General features: G+C 59.5%; 12 protein-coding genes. 5 read left to right on the top strand and 7 right to left on the bottom strand.

The features are described 5' to 3' along the window. Nucleotides 1-62: 62 nt before the first annotated feature. Both cdaA and NW816_RS04530 read left to right on the top strand, forming a co-directional pair. A complete protein-coding gene (gene cdaA, locus NW816_RS04535) occupies nucleotides 63-986 on the top strand; it encodes a diadenylate cyclase CdaA (RefSeq protein ID WP_414408384.1) in 924 nt (307 codons plus the stop codon). 5 nt (nucleotides 987-991) lie between these two features. Continuing rightward, on the top strand, nucleotides 992-1,738 hold the full coding sequence (locus tag NW816_RS04530) for an isoprenyl transferase (RefSeq protein ID WP_414408383.1): 747 nt from the start codon (nucleotides 992-994) through the stop codon (nucleotides 1,736-1,738). A 38-nt stretch (nucleotides 1,739-1,776) separates the two neighbouring features. Here the strand turns inward: NW816_RS04530 and NW816_RS04525 are convergent, their stop codons facing one another. From NW816_RS04525 to NW816_RS04500, 6 genes are all read right to left on the bottom strand, one after another. Continuing rightward, nucleotides 1,777-2,385, bottom strand: coding sequence for a CPP1-like family protein (locus NW816_RS04525; protein WP_041436527.1), 609 nt, complete (start codon nucleotides 2,383-2,385; stop codon nucleotides 1,777-1,779). A gap of 59 nt (nucleotides 2,386-2,444) precedes the next feature. Next, nucleotides 2,445-3,653, bottom strand: coding sequence for a cysteine desulfurase family protein (locus NW816_RS04520; RefSeq protein ID WP_414408382.1), 1,209 nt, complete (start codon nucleotides 3,651-3,653; stop codon nucleotides 2,445-2,447). Nucleotides 3,654-3,710: 57 nt separating this feature from the next. Further along, nucleotides 3,711-5,669 (bottom strand): acetate--CoA ligase, encoded by a 1,959-nt coding sequence (acs, locus tag NW816_RS04515; RefSeq protein ID WP_414373677.1) that lies wholly within the window; start codon nucleotides 5,667-5,669, stop codon nucleotides 3,711-3,713. A gap of 184 nt (nucleotides 5,670-5,853) precedes the next feature. Further along, nucleotides 5,854-7,164, bottom strand: a complete 1,311-nt coding sequence (gene rodA / locus NW816_RS04510; RefSeq protein WP_414355699.1) for a rod shape-determining protein RodA — start codon at nucleotides 7,162-7,164, stop codon at nucleotides 5,854-5,856. Nucleotides 7,165-7,387: 223 nt separating this feature from the next. Further along, nucleotides 7,388-12,007: an NINE protein gene (locus NW816_RS04505; protein ID WP_414408381.1), complete on the bottom strand. Its 4,620-nt coding sequence runs from the start codon at nucleotides 12,005-12,007 to the stop codon at nucleotides 7,388-7,390. A gap of 154 nt (nucleotides 12,008-12,161) precedes the next feature. Next, nucleotides 12,162-13,685, bottom strand: coding sequence for an ABC transporter ATP-binding protein (locus NW816_RS04500; protein WP_414408380.1), 1,524 nt, complete (start codon nucleotides 13,683-13,685; stop codon nucleotides 12,162-12,164). A gap of 119 nt (nucleotides 13,686-13,804) precedes the next feature. Here NW816_RS04500 and NW816_RS04495 point away from each other — a divergent pair, with 119 nt between their 5' ends. The 3 genes from NW816_RS04495 (at nucleotide 13,805) to NW816_RS04485 (ending at nucleotide 19,037) form a co-directional block, all read left to right on the top strand. Next, nucleotides 13,805-14,803 carry a ribose-phosphate pyrophosphokinase gene (locus tag NW816_RS04495; RefSeq protein WP_011433256.1) on the top strand — a complete coding sequence of 333 codons (999 nt, stop codon included), beginning with the start codon at nucleotides 13,805-13,807 and terminating at the stop codon, nucleotides 14,801-14,803. Between the two features lie 158 nt (nucleotides 14,804-14,961). Beyond that, the gene (locus NW816_RS04490; RefSeq protein WP_414408379.1) at nucleotides 14,962-18,030 is read left to right on the top strand and encodes a PAS domain S-box protein; all 3,069 of its coding nucleotides are present in this window, start codon (nucleotides 14,962-14,964) and stop codon (nucleotides 18,028-18,030) included. Further along, nucleotides 18,027-19,037, top strand: a complete 1,011-nt coding sequence (locus NW816_RS04485; RefSeq protein ID WP_414380964.1) for a response regulator — start codon at nucleotides 18,027-18,029, stop codon at nucleotides 19,035-19,037. Before NW816_RS04490 ends, NW816_RS04485 begins: the two co-directional genes overlap by 4 nt. On the opposite strand, the gene NW816_RS04480 is transcribed toward NW816_RS04485, so the two are convergent. Continuing rightward, nucleotides 19,038-20,216 carry a septal ring lytic transglycosylase RlpA family protein gene (locus NW816_RS04480; RefSeq protein WP_414408378.1) on the bottom strand — a complete coding sequence of 393 codons (1,179 nt, stop codon included), beginning with the start codon at nucleotides 20,214-20,216 and terminating at the stop codon, nucleotides 19,038-19,040. Between the last annotated feature and the right edge of the window lie 84 nt (nucleotides 20,217-20,300).

The raw sequence follows: 20,300 nt of genomic DNA, 5'->3' as shown, positions 1-20,300 counted from the left end.
AGGTACAGAACGGCACAGTCAGAAGGCCCGCAATGAGGGGAGCGTGAACGGGGTTTTTCGCCATGCTGGCGGCCTTATGGGCTTGGCTACAGCAGTTTAACTTTCTCAGCCTCTTGGACTGGGCTCTGGCTGTCTTTCTGTTGGCTTTGGCTCTCTACTACACCCGCGAAAGTCGTGCTGGGGTGCTGGTGAGGGGATTTATAGTGCTGCTGGTGCTGTACCTGGCCACAGCCTCTCTCCCCTTGGTTCACCTGATCTTGGATCGCCTGCTCCTGGGCGCAGCCGTAGCCATGGGCGTGCTCTTTCAACCGGAGTTTCGCCGGCTGCTGGAGCAACTGGCAAGAGCTATCCGCATGGAGTGGCCAAGCAACGCAGGCGACGACGAGGAGGATCCTGAGGAAGATTTGGTGGAAGAACTGGTGCAAGCGGTGCGAGAACTTTCCCAAAACCGCACAGGAGCGCTGATTGTCATCGAGCCAGAGCAGCCGATTGACTCGCGGGTCTTTACCGACAAAGGGGTACCTCTGCAGGCGCGGGTGTCGCGGGAGATCCTGCAGACCATTTTCCAGACTTCAACTTTGTTGCATGATGGGGCTGTGGTCATCCATCGGGATCGCATTCGCGCAGCGGGGGTAATCCTACCGGTTTCGGAGCGGGCCGCCTCTCGGCAACTGGGCACACGGCACCGCGCTGCGATGGGGATCACAGAGCAGACCAATTGCTTGTGTATTGTGGTCTCAGAAGAAACGGGATCCATTTCCCTGGCGGAGGGTGGGCGCATCGAGCGGCCTCTGACCAGTGCCAAGTTACACGAGCTGCTGGTACAGCGGTTGCGCAATCCCCGCGATGCCAAAAAACGAGATGCTCCGCTACGGGGATTGTGGGCCTACCCCTGGTTTCGCAATGGGCCGCTGCGCTGGTGGGGATCCCTCTCCGATCTAACTAAACTCTTTCGCAAACCTGAGAAAACCCTCCCGAAAGACTGATCCCCATGACCCTTTCTCCTGCCCATCTTCTGCACTTGCCTGCCGACCTGGATCCCCAGTTGTTGCCCCGCCATGTGGCGGTGGTGATGGATGGCAACGGGCGTTGGGCGCAAAAACGGGGTTTACCCCGCAGCGTTGGGCATCAGCGAGGGGTATCGGCCCTGAAGGAGCTGCTGCGCTGTTGCAATGATTGGGGGATCCCGGCCCTTACCGCCTATGCCTTCTCCACCGAGAACTGGGGCCGTGCCCGCGAGGAAGTGGATTTCCTCATGACGTTGTTCGAGCAGGTGCTGTGGCGGGAGTTGGGGGAAATGGTGCAGCAGGGGGTGCGCATCCAGTTTGCCGGCCAGTTGTCGGCTCTGCCCCACTCTCTGCAGGAAACCATCGTGCATGCGGTGGCCTGCACCCAGCACAACAAGGGCATTTGCCTGACGGTGGCCCTCAACTACGGGGGACGACAGGAGATCCTGCAGGCCTGCCGCTCCATTGCCACCTTGGTGCAGCAGGGGCTGCTGCAGCCGGATCAGATTGACGAGGCCCTCTTTTCCCAATTTCTCTACACCACCGGCTTATCGGATCCTGATCTGCTGATCCGTACCAGCGGCGAGATGCGCATCAGCAACTTCCTGCTCTGGCAGATGGCCTACACCGAGCAGTATTTCACCCCCATCCTCTGGCCGGATTTCGACCGAGCCGCTTTTCACCAAGCCTTGCTTAGCTATCAGTCGCGGCAGCGGCGGTTTGGCAGGTGAGGATGATCCCTGGTTGGATATCCGTTGCCAACCGGCAGCTAGCGCAGAAAGCTGGTCACCAACCACATCACCGTAAACGTGATCCCCACCAACAGCGCACCAGGAGCATCGCCACCGGTGAGAGGAAGGGCAATGCCGTAGGCCAACATCAGCCCCAGGCTCAGGCCCGCCAGGGCCAAGAGAAAAGCGCGAATGAAGCGGCGCTCTTTGCGGTACAGGAAATAGATACAAGCCATCAGCCCCAAGGCCAGTTGCAGCGAGGGGTACTCATCGGGAGCCAGGATAACCCAACCCCCCAGCCCACCCAGCAGCGCCGCAGGCCAGAGGGCATCGGCGGTAGAGGGGGTATCCAGCCAGCGGCTGACCCAGGGGGGATTTTGGGCAGCAGGGCGAGGCAAACTCAGCTCCGGCTCAGGATGGGCAGCCCGTTGTTCGGCGTAGCGAATGCGATCGGGAACGGCGATTTTGCCCTCTTTGCGCAGGCGCAGGCGCTGCATCAGGATGGCATCGTAGGCTTGCTCCACCCGCTCTTGCTGCTGTTCATCGGCGCCCAAGCTGGCCAGGAGCCGAGCCCGCGCCGATTGAATCTCTTCAAAAGAGGCTTCTTCGCTAATTCCCAACACCTGATACGGACTCATCTCAGCCATAGCGACCAGCCCTTTAACTCTCTATCACCTTAACCCAGCCTGCCCAACCTTCGATCCGGCTACGCGACAGGAACCGACAACGGGGATTGAGTTGCCCCATCCTCCAGGGATCCGGATTCGGAGGTCGAGGCAATTACTGCCTGCAGACATCGGGCTACATACTCGACCGCAGCGTAGGTGGTGGCTTTGCCAAGGCTAAGGCGAATGGATCCCAGTGCCTCGGCTTCCGAATAGCCCATGGCCAAGAGGATGCGGCTGGGGATCAGTTGGCCGCTGCTACAGGCGGAGCCGGCGCTAATGGCGATCCCCTGGCGGCTCAGAGCCCTGACCAGCACATTCCCCGGGATCCCCCCTGCGGCGCAGTAGCTGAGGTGGTGGGGCAGACGCTGCTCCAAATCCACAGGGCCGGTCAGCCGCAAACCGGGCACCTCCGCCAGCAACTGGGCCAAATGCCGTTGCAATTGCCGTAGGCGGGCCGTTTCTTGGGACAGCTCCTGGGCCGCCAGAGCCGCCGCCACTCCCAAGCCGACAATTCCCGGGATCCCTTGGGTACCGGCGCGCAGCCGCCGTTCTTGCCCGCCCCCCCGCAGCAGCGGTCGCAGCTCCACCCCTGGGCGCACGTACAGTGCCCCCACCCCCTGCGGCCCGTAGAGCTTGTGCCCGGAAAGGGAGAGCAGATCCACCGGCAGTTGTGTCAGATCCAACGGGATCCGCCCCACCGTCTGCACAGCATCGCTGTGGAACAGTACCCCAGCTTGGCGGCAGATGTGGCCCAGCTCGGCAATGGGTTGCAGGGATCCCACCTCATTTTGCCCGTGGACGATGGAGACCAAAACGGTGTTGGGCTGCAAGGCTCGGATTAAAGTCCGGGGATCCACCTGGCCGGCGGCGTTCACCGGCAGACGGGTGACCTGCCAACCCTGGGACTGCAACTGGCGGGCAGCATTTTCCACCGAGGCATGCTCCACACTGGAGAGGATCAGGTGCTGGGGAGTGGAGTAGCACTGGGCCACCCCAAAGAGGGCCAAGTTGTTGGATTCTGTCCCCCCCGAGGTAAACAGCAGCGCCTCTGGCTCACAGTTAAGCAGCTCGGCCACCTGTTGCCGCGCCCGCTCCATGGCCATGGCGGCCCGTTCTCCCCACCCATGCAAGCTAGAGGGATTGCCCCAGCTTTCCTGCATCGCCATCCGCATGGCCTCAATGACCTCGGGCCGGGGGGGAGTGGTGGCGCTGTGGTCGAAGTACAGGGTGGGATCCAGAGGCAACATGAAGACTTCACAACCCAGGACTCAATGTCCTCATCTTAGTGCGGGGTTGTGGTCGGCTCATACCCCTTGGCGCAGCCGTTCTAGCACCCCGCGATCTTCGAGGGTGGAGGTATCGCCACTGATGCCGGCGCCAGCCGCCAAATCCCGCAGCAAACGGCGCATGATCTTGCCGGAGCGGGTTTTGGGCAGGGCCTCGGTGAAGCGAATTTCGCTGGGGCGGGCAATGGCCCCGATTTCGGAGACCACATGTTGCATCAACGCTTGGCGCAGCGCTTCGCTGGGCTCATAGCCCTCCGACAGGATGACAAAGGCCACGATCACCTCGCCTTTGAGGTCATCTGGGCGACCGACCACAGCCGCTTCGGCAACTGCAGGATGAGACACCAAGGCCGATTCAAGTTCCATCGTGCCGAGGCGATGTCCTGCCACATTGATGACATCGTCCACCCGGCCCATCACCCAAAAATAACCGTCTTCATCCCGGCGGGCCCCATCCCCGGCAAAGTAGAAATACTGCCCATCTTGGGGAGGGATCCGCTCCCAGTAGCTGGTGCGGAACCGCTGCGGATCTCTATAGATAGTGCGCATCATGCCCGGCCAGGGGCGACGGATCACCAAATACCCCCCTTCGGGTGCCGGGTTCCCCTCCATATCGACAACATCTGCTTGAATGCCCGGAAAAGGACGGGTAGCCGATCCCGGCTTGGTGGCGGTAACCCCCGGCAAGGGCGAAATCATAATGCCGCCGGTTTCGGTCTGCCACCAGGTATCCACAATGGGGCAGCGCTCGTTGCCGATGACGGTGTGGTACCACATCCAAGCTTCGGGATTGATCGGCTCGCCAACCGTGCCCAACAGGCGCAGCGAAGAGAGATCATGCCGACGGGGCAGGGCGTCGCCACTTCTCATAAAGGCCCGGATGGCCGTTGGAGCAGTGTAAAAAATGGAGATGCGGTGACGGGCGATTAACTCCCAGAAGCAATCGGGCTTGGACGGTCGCGGCGCCCCTTCGTACATAAACACCGTTGCCCCGTTGGAGAGGGGGCCATAGACGATGTAGCTGTGTCCCGTGATCCAACCGATATCGGCAGTACACCAGTAGATGTCTTCTTCGTGCAAATCGAAGATCCACTGGCAGGTGATGTGGGTGTAGAGGTTGTAGCCGCCGCTGGTGTGGACAACGCCTTTGGGCTTGCCGGTGGTGCCGGAGGTGTAGAGGATAAACAGCATCGCCTCCGAGTCCATCGGCTCGGCAGGGCACGCTTCCTCCAAGCCAGGAGCCAGCTCATGCCACCAAACATCTCGGCCTGGGGTCATCGGCACGGCTTGCCCCGTCCGCCGCACCACCAAGACGTTTTCGACAGTGGGCACTCCCTCTGCCAGCGCCAAGTCCACCTGCGGCTTGAGGGGGACAATCGCATCTTTGCGCCAGCCCCCATCGGCGGTGATCACGGCTTTGGCTTCCGCATCCCGCAGCCGCTCCTTGAGAGCCTCTGCGCTAAAGCCCCCAAACACCACCGTATGGGCTGCCCCGAGCCGAGCACAGGCCAGCATGGCCATGACGGCTTCCGGGATCATCGGCATGTAGATCCCCACCCGATCCCCTTTTTGAATGCCCAGGGCCTTCAGGCCGTTGGCCCAACGGCAGACCTCGCGATGGAGCTGCTCATAGGTCAAGGTGCGAATGTCCCCCGGTTCTCCCTCCCAGATCAGGGCCAGTTTGTGGCGGCGGCCATTTTCCAGGTGGCGATCCAAGCAGTTGTAGCTGAGGTTGAGCTGTCCTCCCACAAACCACTGCGCCTGGGGAGGATCCCAGTGCAACACCTGCTGCCAAGGCTGAAACCAGTGCAACTCCTGCCGAGCCAGCCGTTCCCAAAAACCTAAGGGATCCGCCTCGGCTTCCTGACAAAGCTGTTGGTAGCGACTGGGGGTGATGCGGGCCTGTTGCACAAACGAAGGGGGCGGGGGGAAAAGGCGCTTTTCCTGCAGGATGGATTCGAGGGCGGGTTGAGACATGGTCAAAGATGAGTGAGGAAAAGAAGTTCTGCAACGCCCACAGAAGGGCGAGGGGATGGAATTGCAGTAGAATACAAATCCCGGCGAGGGTAGGGCAAGGGATGGGCAGGCAATCTCAATTGATTGTAAAGATTCTGAAGATTTTTTGAATGAGAAGTGGTTCAGGGGTATTCCCAGGCAGGGCTCAGGTGAAAAAGGTGGCACGTTGGCGGTGCATCACCACCGACTCCACCAAGCCGATGGCCAGAAAATTGGTCAGCAGAGCCGAGCGGCCATAGCTCAAAAAAGGCAAAGGCAAACCGGTAATGGGGGCCAGGCCGATGGTCATGCCGATGTTGACTACTGCCTGAAACAGGATCATTGCCAGCACCCCAATGGTGATCAGGGATCCAAAATTGTCCTTGGCCCCTTGGGCAATCCAGATCAGCCGCGCACACAGGATCCAGAACAGGATCAGCACCGTCAGGGTGCCCACAAAGCCCATCTCTTCCCCAATGGCGGAGAAAATGAAATCCGTGTGCTGTTCGGGGATAAAGTCCAGTTGGGTTTGGGTGCCCTGCTGGATGCCCTGTCCCCAGAGGCCACCGGCCCCGATGGCAATGCGGGATTGAATGAGGTGATAGCCGGATCCCCAAGGCTCTTGCATGGGATCGATGAAAATCTCCAGCCGCCGCCGCTGATAGGGCTTGAGAAGGTGCCAGGCTAGCTGCCCCAACTGCCCCGAGAGCAGGTTGATCACCCCAAAAGTTACGGCCCCCGTCCACCGCCAGGGGAGACGCCAAGCGGCCAACCCCGCCATTCCCAGACACCAGAGCAGCCAAATCCAAAGCATCCAGCTCTGCTCTGGGCGAGTGTGTAAGCCATAGAGAATGGCTCCCACCCCCGGCGACAAAAGCAAGAGGATCCAACTGCCCTTGGCCCCGGCCCAGTAGAGCATGACCAGCACAATCACCACAAACACCAGGGCAGTGCCCAGGTTGGGCTGCAGGAAAATCAAGATCCAGGGGGGAGCGACGACGGCAACAGCCACCCAAATCTGGCTGAAGTATTTGATCGGCCAGTGGTGCAGGAGAGCGGCCAGGGTGATGATTACCCCCAGCTTGGCAAACTCAGAAGGCTGCACCTGAAAGCCGGCGATGGAGAGCCAGCGCTCCGCTCCTCCGCCTGCTGTGCCGAAAAAGAGCACTGCAATTAAACTCGCCAAGGTCAAGAAGTAGGTGAACCAGTGCCAGCGCAACAGCCGCTCATATGGAATCCGGGCCACCACTCCCAAAAACGCCAGGCTGATCCCGGCCATGATCAACTGCTGTACCCAGTAGTGGCTGATGGGCCGCTCCCAGACCGCACTGCGGATAGCAACAATACCGATGCCCGTCAAGGCCAGCACTGTGGCCAGCAAAATGCCATCGAACTCCCGCCAAGGAGCCAAGATCTGCCGCAGGAGCTTTTTCCACCCAGGCTGAGAAGATACCTTTGGGTCAGCGTTGCCCAGCAATAGACCCGATCCTCCAAAGCAAGGCCAGCCTCAGTTTGACATACCCCCTGCCCTACCGACTTGTTTTCTCATCACTCGCGTTGAGTGTCGATTCCTCGTCGATCCATTTTCTGGCGTGTTCGCCTCCTCTGATAGGGCCTCAGTAGTGCTCCGCACCGCTGTCGCGAACAGGTCAGCCCTCCTCAAGTTGATCCTGCTCAGATTGGCTGGACTCAGGATTCTTTCATTCCCAGCTCTGCAGTTGCCCTAGCCAAGCGGAGATGTGGGATCCCACTTCTTCTCGACGCCGTTCAAAATTGGCTGCCGTCCAAATGAGGAGCAGGCCCAGCAGGATCCCAGTGGCCCAGAACAGCAGCGAATAAGCTGTCACCAGTAGCCATCCCTGCCGCAGGATCCCCAGCCCAAAAGCCAGCGTGCCCACGAAGAGATAAGCTCTTACCCGCAAGGCCAAGCCCAGCAGACCCAAAGCTAAGCCCAGCCCCACCGGCCAAAATCCCGCCCACAGTTGCCCGTGGGTTTCCACCATCACCACCAGCAGCCATGTGCCCAAGGAAACCAGCCGCAGCCAATGCCGCCCCCGCCGTCCGTTGGTTTTCTGTAATCCCGGATCCACCTGGGCCACATAGAGCAGGGATCCCACCAGGGGCAGGGCATAGAACGTCAGGGAAGCCCAATCCTGATGCCAGCCGTAATTCCACAGGATCCAGTTGCTCAAGAACAGGCTGACATAGCCCAGGCGCACTTGGGATCTCCAGATAGCCAGCAGGGCATAGTAGGTTGCCCCCAGCAGCAGATTAAGGGTGTTATTTCCTCCCGCGGTTACCAGAAAAGCGGCCAGGGGCAGCACCAAGGCTGTATTGTGCCAGGGATCCGACGGCCAGCCCCACCCTCGCCAGGGCAAGCCATGGTAAACCAGCCCCAGCCCACAGAGCAGGGATCCGGCCCACCGCGCTATTGATAGCTGTGGCAGCCCCAGGAACACACTGCCCAGCAGAACCCCAGCCCCCTGCCAAGCACTGAGGTAACCCCAGACCGTTGGCGCCCAATTTCGCTCTGTCGGAGATTCTGAAGTTGAGGTTCTCGCCTGTCCGGCGGCATAGGCCACCAGGCCGGATCCCGTCAGCACCCAGAGGAGCTGTCCCCAACGGCTGAGGCGAGGATCGAAAAGGGCAGACCAGAGGACAAGGCTGGCCAGAGCCCAGTTGGCCAAGGCCATCCAGCGCAACCCAGCTCTTTTAAGCTGCAGGGTCGCCGCCAGCCAAGGGGGACAAAAGCCGTAGCCCCAGGCCAAGCTCAGCCCTAACAGAGCGATCAACACCAACCCATTTGCCAGGGATCCCCCAGTTCGCTGGCTGAGGAAGTAAACCCAGCTCTCGTAGGCGGCCACAGACACGCCCCAAGCGCCCAGGAGCCCTTTCCAGTTGGCAGGACGGAGGTCTTCCCGGCCTTGCTCTTGCGCCCGTTGGACCGCCTGTCGACGCCCCAGGCCCAGCAACACGATGGAGAGACCTAAGCTGCCCAAGCCCGTTACCTCACTCCACTGGGCATGGGATCCCAGCCAGCCCAACCCTGCATAGATCAAAGGCCCCGTCCGCCAGAAGCTCAGGGCCCTGACCTGTTGCAGGAGCTGCCCCCCCAAAGACTTTGTCCCGCCAGCGCGAGCGGCCCCCTCAAGCAAGAGTTTTTCCGGCCCAATCCAAAAGAGGATCCCCAGGCTCAGATTGATGACGGCAAGCAGAGGGGCAACAGGACGGGATCCCTGCACAGCCCACAACACGCCGCTTGCCGCCAGTAGCTCCAAAGCCCAGCCCAGCCCGTACAACAACCCATCCATCTGACCCTTGATCTGGCCAGATGAAAGGGCTTGGGCAATTTCAGGGGCATCCCCTGTCGGAGAGGACTCCGTCCCGCTAGCGCTAGGGGGGAGGGTCGGAGAGGATCCCGTCTCGGCAATGGGAGCAGAGAAGACCGGAGCAACCTCTACCCAAAGTCGGAGACCAATGGCCAGCCAGGTAACCCCAGAGGCCAGCGGTATGGCTGCCGAGAAAGCAGGGGGCGAGGAAGGGGTGAAGAGGGCCGCCGCGGTGGGCAACGTTAGGGAGAGCAAGAGCACCAACCCCAAGGGTATACCCCAGCCATCCAGGGCTGGCCGGTAAGCGGCTTGCAGGCGAGAAGAGAGGTGCCGGATGCCGTAGCGACAGCCGCTCAAGAGCAACAGCAGCGCTGCCAAGACCAGCAGCCATTCCGCTTCCGTAAGTGTCGGCAAGAGCCGGCTGATCCCCACCAGGCCGAACCCTGAGCCGAAGGCCACCGCCAGCAGGGCTTCCCCCTCTGCTCCAGGAGTAGGGGAACTTGGCAAGGGACAAGCCCATAGCCACACCTGGGTAGCTAGCAGCAGCAACCCCAGCCCTAGCCCGAGCAGATCCGGGCCCGGCCTGCCCAAGGTGAGCAACTGCGCCATCACCAGCGAGAGCACGGCCCAAAGACGCAGGGATCCCCGCACTGGGATCCCCTGCTGCCAGGAAAGGGATCCCAATCCCCCTTGCTCTGGGCTCTGCAGCCAGCGGGGCATGAACTCCAGGGGAGGCAGGGCCAATACCTGAGCTGCCGTTAAAGCAAGAGGCACCAGCAGCCACAGCCAGCCAAAGGATTGTTCACCAGTCGCAGACGAATCAAGGAACCGTTGCAGCAAAAACGCCAAGTAGCTGGATCCCACCAGCACCAGCCCTATGCCATCTGCACTTCGCTGCCACAGCCCCACGGGCAATCCCCAAAAGCGCTCTGACCCACCCAGAGCTACCCGCCCTGCCCATTGCAATAGACCCACCAACAGCAGAACCACTCCCCAAGCGGACAAGCTAGTGCTCCGCACCGCTGGCGCGAACAAGTCGGGCAAAAGCCAGCGGATCCCGGCTAGCAGTGCCCCCACTCCGTAGGCGTGGGTCAGGAGTACCCAAAGAAAGTTGGGAGTTTCTCCTGATCTGGACTTTTGTTGTAGCCACCAGGCCAGGATCCCGGCGCTCAAAAGCAAGTGCCAAAAGCGAATGGCCGGATAGGGAAGGCTCAAGAGCAGCAGGGATCCCCCTAGCCCCAAAACCAAGCGCTCTGTTGGTTCCACCAGCCCAGAAAAGTCTGTCTCACCGGCTTCTGGACCGCTCCTCTGCCAGCGGGCCGCCAACCCCAGCCACAGCACCTCGTAGGGCAGTAGCACCAACCCCAGCAATCCCCAGGGGGAATCAAGGGGCTGAAACCAGTTGGTTACTGTAGCTACAACCTCTTGCCGCCAGCTTGCTGGCCACACCTGCCAAAAAGCCCAGCAAGTTTCCAGGCCCAGCAAGAACAGCAACGTCAAATGCACCCTAAGGACTTCGTCCCGCTGGGGCGACTGGGTGTGTCGGCGCAAGCGCCCGATTAAGACATGGATCCCCAGCAGGCTAATCCCCAGCAACTGCCAGCCGCTGAAAGGGCTCTCCGCCAAGCCAATGGCAGCCAGCAGCCAGCCCACCACCAACAGCACCCAGCTCCCCTCCCACCAGCGGGAGAGCGTCCCCTCCTGAGCGCCTTCTGCTACGACGTCCGGGGATCCCTGGGGCCATTCCGCTGCTAGCCAACCCAACAGGGCCACCGCCAACCCCAACTGCGGCACTTGGACATGCCCAGACAGCAGCCCCCGCAGGATCAACAGGGATCCGGCAGCCCCGATTAGCCAGATCTTGGAGCCCCGTAATTCCCGAGACCGGCGGCTCCAGGTGTAAATCACGGTGCTGAGGATCCCCAGATACAGGATCCCCAGGGCAACCGTGGGGCGAAGCTCCTGCGGCCCCAAGCTCCAGAAAGCGTGCAAGCCAGAGAGGGCCAAAAAGTTCACCAAGGTTCCATAAAAGGCGTATCCGGCACTAGTGCTCCGCACCGCTGGCGCGAACAAACCCAGCGAGCGCACCCGACCCTCAGCCGTCAACGGGATCCCCAGCAGCAAGCCCAGCGCCAGGATGCGGATCCCCCAAAGGATCCCCAGCCCATCCAGGGCCCACACGTTCACCGGCACCAGCAGCAGGGCAATAGCCTCCAAGGTTTGACCGGTTAGACGCAGCCCTTCCTGCCGTTGGATCCATCCAGCACCTACCCCAAAAGCCGCCGTATAGGCCAAGAGCACCCCATACTGAGCAGTTGGAGAAAATTGCTCCCAGTGGCTGGCCGCCAGCACCCCCGAGGACACCACCACCAAAAACAGGCCCAGCAGCAACAGCCAAGCCACGCTCAGCTCTGACAGCAAGTTCCGCAGCAAAACAGCCAGCGCCGGGGTAGGGGGGGGCAAGGACTCCGTCCGAGTAGCGCGAGTGGATTGAGGGGCAGCTTGGGGCTCTTCTCCCCTCTCGACCGCAGGTTCCTCAACCCCAGATCCGGCCAGGCGAGCATTTCTTTCTCGCACCATCCCTGGGATCCAAATCAAATCCAGGAGCTGACCGATCCCCAGCAGCCCAAAGGTCAACAGCCAGAGCAAACCCGTCCGCCAGCGGCCCAGATAAAAACGGTGCAGGCCACAGATGCCAAACAAACCCAAAATCCAGAGCACGTAGGCCGAGCCAAGACGAGCCGGGATCTCGTCGCTGGGGGAAACTGCCGCTGACCTTGGTTCCTCCCCCTCTAGCCGATACTGCTCCACCAGCAAGCGAAAGTGCTCTGGAGTCAGCAAGCTCAGCTCCAGCCAGGCCCGCAAACCCTGCAAGACTTGCTGCCGGGATCCCCGAACGGTGAGCTCCAAAAGGACTTGCTCCGAGGAGGGCGAGCGGTCAGATTGCAGCTCCTCTGCTCCTGGAGGCAAGAGGTGATCCTGGGATCCCATGGCCAGATTCCTTGAGCAAAAGGCTTGGGGCTACTGCTACTCTAAGCCTTGCTCTAGCCGGTTGCCATGCCGTTCTCAAATCCTTCTCCTGCTGCGGCAAAGCGAAAGAGCTACGCACCGCTGACGCGACCGCTAGAGGGCTTCGATTAGCCCTCTAAACCTCAGTCGGGATCCCTGGAATCTCGCTGCTGTTGGTGACGGGGAGTGTCATCATCTGCCCCAGCCGCGAAACGGTGAGCTCCGCCGCCGGAATGGGTTCCGAGACCTGTCCGCCGCTGAACACCATCACTCGGTCGCTGTACTGCAGGATCTCGTCCAAATCCGCCGAGGCAAAAAGAATAGCCGTACCCGCTTGGGTGCGTTCTAGCAATTGCCCCCAGACCCACAGCGCCGACTCAATGTCCAACCCTCGCGTTGGGTGCTCCATCAGCAAAAGACTCAGGGGTGTGGGCAAGAGAGCCAACTGACTGCGCTGTTGGTTGCCCCCCGAGAGTTGCTCCACCCGGCTGTAGGGGTGACCCCGAATGCTGAAGTGTTCAATGGCCGCTTGGGCCTGTTGACGGGCCAGAGCCCAGTTGATCCAGGGATCCTGCTGCTGGAGGGCAAAATGCTCCTGCAAGGTTAAGCCGGGGATCAGCCCTTCCCGCAGCCGATCCGCCGGAGAAAACCCCACCCCACAGCGCAGATAGTCGCCGTAAGGACGGCCTGTCATCTCCTGCCCCCCCAACAGAATCCGGCCACGCCTGGGCGGCAACAACCCTGCACAGGTGAGAAGGAAAGAGCGTTGCCCACTGCCCTCCAAACCAGCCAACCCAATCACTTCCCCCGGCTGCACCGCCAGATCTGGCAAAGCCAGGGTAAATGGCTCATGCCGCACCACCAGGGAGCGCAACTCCAACAGGGGATCCGCTCTCCTTTGCGGAGAATGGGGCCGAGCTGGGGGTGTCAACTCCCGCCCGAACATCCAATCGATCAACCGCTGTTCCAACAGGGCAATGTCTTCACCCCTAACAGGCAGCTCCCCTACCACCTCCCCCTGCCGCATCACCGTCACCCGATCGCAAAGGCATTCCACATCGGCCAGCTTGTGGGAGACGAAGATCACCGATTTGCCCTGCCCCGCCAGCCTTCTCAGAGCCGCGAACAAAAGATCTTTTTGCGCTGCAGAAATGCCCGTCGTCGGCTCATCCAAAATCAAGGTGTTGATCCCCAGGGAAAGCAACCGCAGCATTTCCAGTTGTTGCCGTTCCCCCACCGTCAAGCTGCCGATGGCTCCATCGGGGTTGAGATTAAAACCAAACTCTTCACAGGCTTTCTCGAGACGTCTTCGGCTTTCCCGCAGCCCCAAGCCCAAGCGCCCTCGTTGCCCGGCAATAAAGTTTTCTAGTACCGTCAGAGAAGGAAAATCCAAGGGATCCTGGTGCAACATGCCAATGCCCAGGCGAATGGCTGCTGCAGGGCTGTCGATGCGAACCGGTTGCCCATCGATCCAAATCTCCCCCTGATCGCAGCGCAGAAAGCCGCTCAGGATCTTAACTAAGGTACTTTTGCCGGCCCCATTCTCCCCAAGCAGGCCGTGGATTGTGCCCGCCTCCACCCGCAAGGACACATCGCGGTTCGCCTGTACCGCCCCAAAACGCTTGTGGATGTGCAGCAGCTCGACCTTCATTCTGCTCATAGTAACCTGCCTCCCCAGAAAATCCCCAAGAATACAGTTGCTGAGGTTGCAAGTGCTGGTGCTACGATAGCGACAGCTCGCCGTTAGGCGTTGGCTGCGGACGAGTTCAGCATCGATCTGTGGTTCGCCCTGCCCCTCTTCTCCGCCCTTCCCCCCTGCCACCCATCTCGGATAGCAACCGCCTCAAAATCTTCTCAGGCAGCGCCAACCCGGCTCTGGCTCAGGAGGTAGCGCGTTACCTGGGCATGGATCTGGGCCCGATGTTGCGCAAGCGCTTTGCCGATGGCGAGCTGTACATCCAAATCCAAGAGTCGATCCGGGGTGCTGATGTCTACTTGGTGCAGCCCACTTGCCGCCCCGTCAACGACCACCTGATGGAACTGCTGGTGATCATCGATGCCTGTCGCCGCGCCTCTGCCCGGCAGATCACCGCTGTCTTGCCCTACTACGGCTACGCTCGCGCCGACCGCAAAACGGCAGGCCGAGAAGCGATCACCGCCAAGCTGGTGGCCAACATGATTACCCAGGCGGGAGCTCATCGCGTGCTGGCTATGGATCTGCACTCGGCCCAGATTCAAGGCTACTTCGACATTCCCCTCGACCACGTCTACGCCCAGCCGGTATTACAGGCTTACCTCAAGGAAAAGGGCTTGCTCGACGAAGACATTGTGGTCGTCTCTCCCGATGTGGGGGGTGTGGCTCGTGCCCGTGCCTTTGCCAAAAAACTCAAGGAAGCCCCTCTGGCAATCATTGACAAGCGCCGCCAAGCCCACAACGATGTGGAAGTCATGAATCTGATTGGGGATGTGCGGGGGAAAACTGCCATCCTTGTGGACGACATGATCGATACGGCAGGCACCATCTCGGAAGGGGCAAAATTGCTGCGCAAGCTGGGAGCCAAAGCGGTTTATGCCTGCGCCATTCATCCTGTTTTTTCTGAGCCGGCCATTCAACGCCTGCGGGGTGGTCTATTTGAAGAGGTGATCGTCACCAACACCATCCCTATCCCTCCAGAGCAGCACTTTCCCGAGTTAACCGTTCTCTCGGTAGCCAATGTGCTGGGGGAAGCGATCTGGCGCATCCATGAAGATAGCTCCGTCAGCAGCATGTTTCACTAAAGTAAGTTTCAAAGTAAGTTTCTCCAGAGTATCGCTAGAGTAGAGTGGGTGCAGAATGGGTGCGCCTGCTCCTTTTCCCTGTGGAGATCAGCCCAACCAGGCACCCCCGATCTGTCGTGATGGACTGGGTTGAGCCAGCTCCTCGGCCAGGTTTTCCCATGTCACCTCCCATTTCTCGCTCGCCAAGATCCGTTGTGCACGGTTTTGCTTTCCCGCGGACTGCTCCCAGGGAAGGGCAGTCCCTTCAAACCGAACTGGGTACAGCGCTGTACCCGCTGTTGCAATTACTGGGTCAACTGTTGAAAGTGCCCTTGGTCTATCTGGAACTGGATCAGCCGGGATCGGATCCCCACTCGTCTTCAAAAGGGATCCTCTACCGGGATCCGCAAGGGATCCCAGCCGGCGAACCCTTCAACCTCAATGCCAGTCCTGGGGCTGAGCAATGGCCTTTTCATGAATCCTTCCTCTTGCAGACTGAGCAGGGGATCCGGTTGGCCGATCTGCACCTGCTTGACTGCCATCCTCGCCAACTGAGTTCCTTTGAACGGGAACAGATTGACCTCGTTGCCCTCAGCCTGAAGCACATTCTTCTCCAAGCCCAGGAGCATCGGCAAACCCTCGAGCAGCTCCAATCCCAACTGCAGGACAGCCGCAGCACTGCTGCCCGCTACCAGCAGATCTTCGAGAACGCCGTCGAAGGCATTTTTCAAACCACCCTAGAGGGCAAATATCTGGTTGCCAACCCGGCCTTGGCCCATATTTTCGGCTACGAATCCCCTGAGGATTTGATGCACAACGTCTCCGATATTGGCACCCAAATCTATAGCGATCCGGAGCAACGAGCCGAATTCATCCAGCGCATGCTGAGAGAAGGTCAAGTTGTGAATTTTGAACACCAAGTCTGCTGCAAAGATGGCAGGCTAATTTGGATTTCTTTAAATGCCCGTACCATCTACAACGACCAAGGGGATCCCCTCTATTTTGAAGGATTTATTACTGACATCACAGCATCCCGTCAACTTAAAGAACGACAACAACAATTGGAAGAAGCCCGCCGAGAGAGCGAGCATCGTTTTCTGCAACTGGTAGAGAATACGCAACAACTGTTTTGGATTACAACGGTCTACAGCAAAGAGCTGATCTACGTCAGCCCAGCCTGTGAAGCCATTTGGGGCCGCTCCGCCGAAGAGGCCTACGCCAACCCCCAAGCCTGGATCCGCCAGATCCACCCCGACGACCGCTGGTTGTTCCCCACCATCCTCAAAGCCCAATCGGAGGGCAAATCCACCGATGTTGTCTTCCGCATTTATCACACTGATGGCCGCCTGATTTGGCTGCGAGAACGCACCTTTCCCATCGCCGACAAAGAGGGCAAAATCTATCGGGTGGCAGGGATCGTCGAAGACATCACTGAGTCCAAGCAACTGGAAGCCGAACGGCGTCGTATAGAGCAAGCCTGGCAACAAAGCGCCAACCATTTTCGGCAGATTTTTGAGCTGGCCCCCAATGGAATTGCCCTTGTGGACTTGCAGGGGCGATTTATCCAGGTCAACGATGCCTTTGCCCAGATTGTCGGCTACACCCCCGAAGAATTGAAACATCGGCAACAACTGGACATTCTCCACCCCGAAGATGTCAACCCACTGCTGGGGGCCAATGAGGCTTTGCTGGCAGGGAAGGTCTCTGTCAGCCAGCGCCAGATTCGCTACACCCACCGTTCCGGCCAGGTTGTTCATGTGCTGTTTCAGGCCACCCTGCTCACCGACGAGGAAGGACAGCCCACCCAGTTTCTCAACCAGGTGATCGACATCAGCGCCCGCGTGGAGGCAGAAATTGCCCTCAAAGAAAGTGAAGAACGCTTCCGCCAATCCTTTGAATGGGCCCCCATTGCCAAGGCCATGACCCACGTGGATGGCACCTATTTGCAAATCAACGCCGCTTTTACCGAAACCCTGGGCTACACCCTGGAGGATCTCAAAGGGAAAACCGTCCTCGACATCACCCATCCCGACGACATTGCCACCACTCTGGAAAACAGCAACCGCCTGCTGGCCGGCCAGGTGCATCAGTGCGAACAGGAACAACGCTACATCCACAAGAACGGCCAAATAGTCTATGCCATTCTTCGCATCACCCTGGTGCGCACGGCCCAAGGGGATCCCAGCTACTTTCTAAGCCAGATTTTGGACATTACCGAGCGCAAGCAAGCTGAGGCAGCCCTTCGCCAAAGCGAGCTGAGTTTGCGGGGCATTTTCGAGCAGTCGGCCCTGGGCATTTCCATCGTCGATCATCGGGGCCATTACCTAAAAGTGAACCCCGCTCTGGAAGAGATCTTGGGCTATAGCGCTGCCGAACTGACCCACATGAGCTTCTGCGACCTCACCCATCCCGAGGACATTCAGGAAGATTGGCAACTCTTCCAGGAGGTTTTGAACGGCCAACGGGATCGCTACCACCTGGAAAAACGCTACATCCACCGCAGCGGAAAGGTGGTTTGGTGCCGCCTGGCAGTCTCTGCAGTCCGGGATCCCGAGGGCAAAAACCTCTTCATCATCGGCATTTGCGAAGACATTACCGAAGAAAAACGGGCAAAGCTGCAGATCCAAGCTGCCCTTCAGGAAAAAGAAGTCCTGCTGCGGGAGATTCACCACCGCGTCAAAAACAATCTGCAAATTATCTCCAGCCTGCTGCGGCTCCAAGCTGACCAGATCAAAAGCCGCAAGTACGCCCGCGTTTTTAAGGATGCCGGCAGCCGTATTCAAGCCATGTCTTTGATCCACGAAGGTTTGTACCAATCCAACAATCTGGCCGCTGTGGATCTCAAGCAGTACCTACACAATTTGATCTCCAACCTCTTTCACTCTTACGGGGTAAACCCCGAGAGCATTCGCGCCAACATCCGCGCCGAAGGGATCCGCCTCAACCTGGACGATGCGGTCTTGTGTGGCCTGATCATCAACGAGTTGGTGACCAACAGCCTCAAGTATGCCTTCCCGAAGGGCCGCAGCGGGGAGATAGAGATTCATTTCAGCCAAACCCGCAAATATACTCAGTTGCGAGTCTCCGACAATGGCGTTGGCTTGCCCCCGAACTTTGACTTCAAGGAAACTCAATCTCTGGGTTTACAACTGGTTGCAACCCTCACCGATCAGCTACAGGGCAAGATACAATTGAGGAGCAAACCGGGTACCACCTTCATCATTACCTTTCCGAGGAGCGAGCCTTGAAGAGAGTTCCACCCCTTGTCAAAGGCAGTATCCTGGTCGTCGAAGACGAGAAGATCATCGCCAAGGACATTGCCAACGTTCTGAAAAAATTCGGCTACGCTGTGCCCGCCATTGCTTCTTCCGGGGAAGAAGCAATCCGAAGACTGGAAGAGATGCCGGTGGACTTGGTCTTGATGGATATCGTCTTAAAAGGCGATATCGATGGTATAGAAGCCGCCAAGCGGATTACCGAGCGCTTCAACATTCCGGTGGTGCATCTGACGGCCTACGCCGATGAGGACACGCTCTCCCGCGTCAAAGAGACCCGACCCTTTGGCTACATCATCAAACCCTTCAAAGAGCGGGAACTCTACACCACCATCGAAATTGCCCTGCACAACCACCGCCAGAGCCTCGAGAACCGCAAGCTGGAAGAAAAAAGAATCGAAGAGCTGCGGCAAAAACTGCAGCAGCTGCAGCAGTTCTCGGAGGTGAAGGGCACTCTGTTCAAGAAATTCTTGCAGGATCTGAGCGAGCCCCTCTCGAACCTCAGCTTTGCCTTGGGTCTGCTCAAGGATGCCGAGTCGGAGCAGAAGCGGGAGCACTATCTGCAGGTGCTGGAGGATGAGTTTCGCCGTGAGCTGGAGCTGATCCACCAAACCTCTAACCTGGAAAATCTTTTAAACCTGGAAAATGTTGGCCTGTTGAGCCAGTTCAGCCTGCTGCGTCCCCAGGAGCCCAGCCGTAGTCACCGGTTGGAGGAGGAAGCGCCCACCCCTGCAGCCACGGCCCCCCAAGAGTCGGCAGGCTCTGCCCCCACACCCAGCCCCACCGCCGTTACGGCGCCACGGGCACCGCTGCGCCCCCTCAACCAGACTCAGTTGGCGGAACGTTTGGGGGTGGTGGTTTCCGCCATTACCTATTGGAAATTCAAAACCGGGTTTCCGGAGTGGAGCCGCAGCCGGGATCCCGAGGGCATTTCTTGGCGCTATTCCCCCGATTCCAAGCGCTTTTCACCCGTGCCCTAGCTAGCGTTGCACCACTTCCACCCGCACAGGCGCCAGCCCTGAGCGCACCATCCCCAACACCTCTGCCGCCCGCAGGGAAAGGTCGATGATCCGACCGGGAATAAAAGGGCCGCGATCGTTGATGCGCACCACGGCCTGGCGGCCATTTTTCAGGTTGGTCACCCGTACCTCGGTGCCAAAGGGCAGGGTGGGGTGGGCAGCCGTCATCTCATGGCGGGTTGGGTGCAGGTCATACCAAGAAGCAATGCCCTCTTGCACAGGCCCAACCACACGGACGGGGGTGGGTTCCTGCTGAGGGGCTGTTTTCGACTTGGGGCCTGCCATGGTGGCTTTGGCAGTCAGAGCAGCCGGCTGGGGCAGGGCCGGAGCTGCAATGGGCGGGGCATCGAGCAGCAGACGGCGCAGACGATTGGCAGCCAAAACAGCCACATCCACCGGGCGCTGGTTGTCGATCAACAGCACTCCATCGTCGATGCGCAGCAATTCCTTGTTGTTGACCTGAATGGTGTAGAGAGGAACACCCAAGCCTTGTTCGGCCAATTCCAAACCTGCCCAACCTAGGGTGATGGTGGTGTCTTTCAGGGATCCCTGGGCCATTTGGTTGAGCTGGGCCACAAGGGTGCTGGCCCGCATCAGCGGTGGTTCTAGCCCAGGGTGCTCGACAAAACTGACAATGGGCAGATCCCGCACATAGACAGTAACCACCTGTTGCCCGTCCATCTGATAGTCGTAGAGGGTGGAGATGGGCTGGTTGGTGTGCTGCTGTTGTTCGCCGATCTTGAGAATGGGTTCTTCTGCTCGACGGGGCAGGATCGCCTGGCGAGATCGGTTCAAGGGATGATCCAAGTTCAGGGTACCCAGTTTGGCAGGGGCAAGACCCTCGTGGCCGGAGATAGGGGTTTGGGGGGTTCTCGGCAGCGTTCTGACTGGGGCTGCGGCAGCAGTGGCGGGTTGGGAAGGGGGAACGAGGTCGGTGGCCGGGGAGGGCAATTGGGAGTCAGATGACAGCTCCGCTGCTCGGGTGCTCAGGGATCCGGTTCGCGTCGAGGCTTGTGCTCGCGGGGCGAAGCTGCCCAACATGCCTGCCGGCAAGCCCAAAGCCGTGACACAGAGACAACTGACCAAGCCCATTTTGCGGGCGGGATCCAGTCCCTGTCCAAGCTGTTTCCAATTTCGCATGAGGCCGCGCTCCTCTCCAATCTCGTACAACTTCCAGTGCGACGGTTAAAACAGAAGTTAATGTACCATAGGTTTCTGAGTTGA

This window comes from Synechococcus sp. W55.1 (assembly GCF_047461655.1).
Lineage (GTDB): Bacteria > Cyanobacteriota > Cyanobacteriia > Thermostichales > Thermostichaceae > Thermostichus.
Note: the sequence above shows the minus strand (reverse complement) of the source record. Positions and strands in the feature narration are given on the sequence as shown.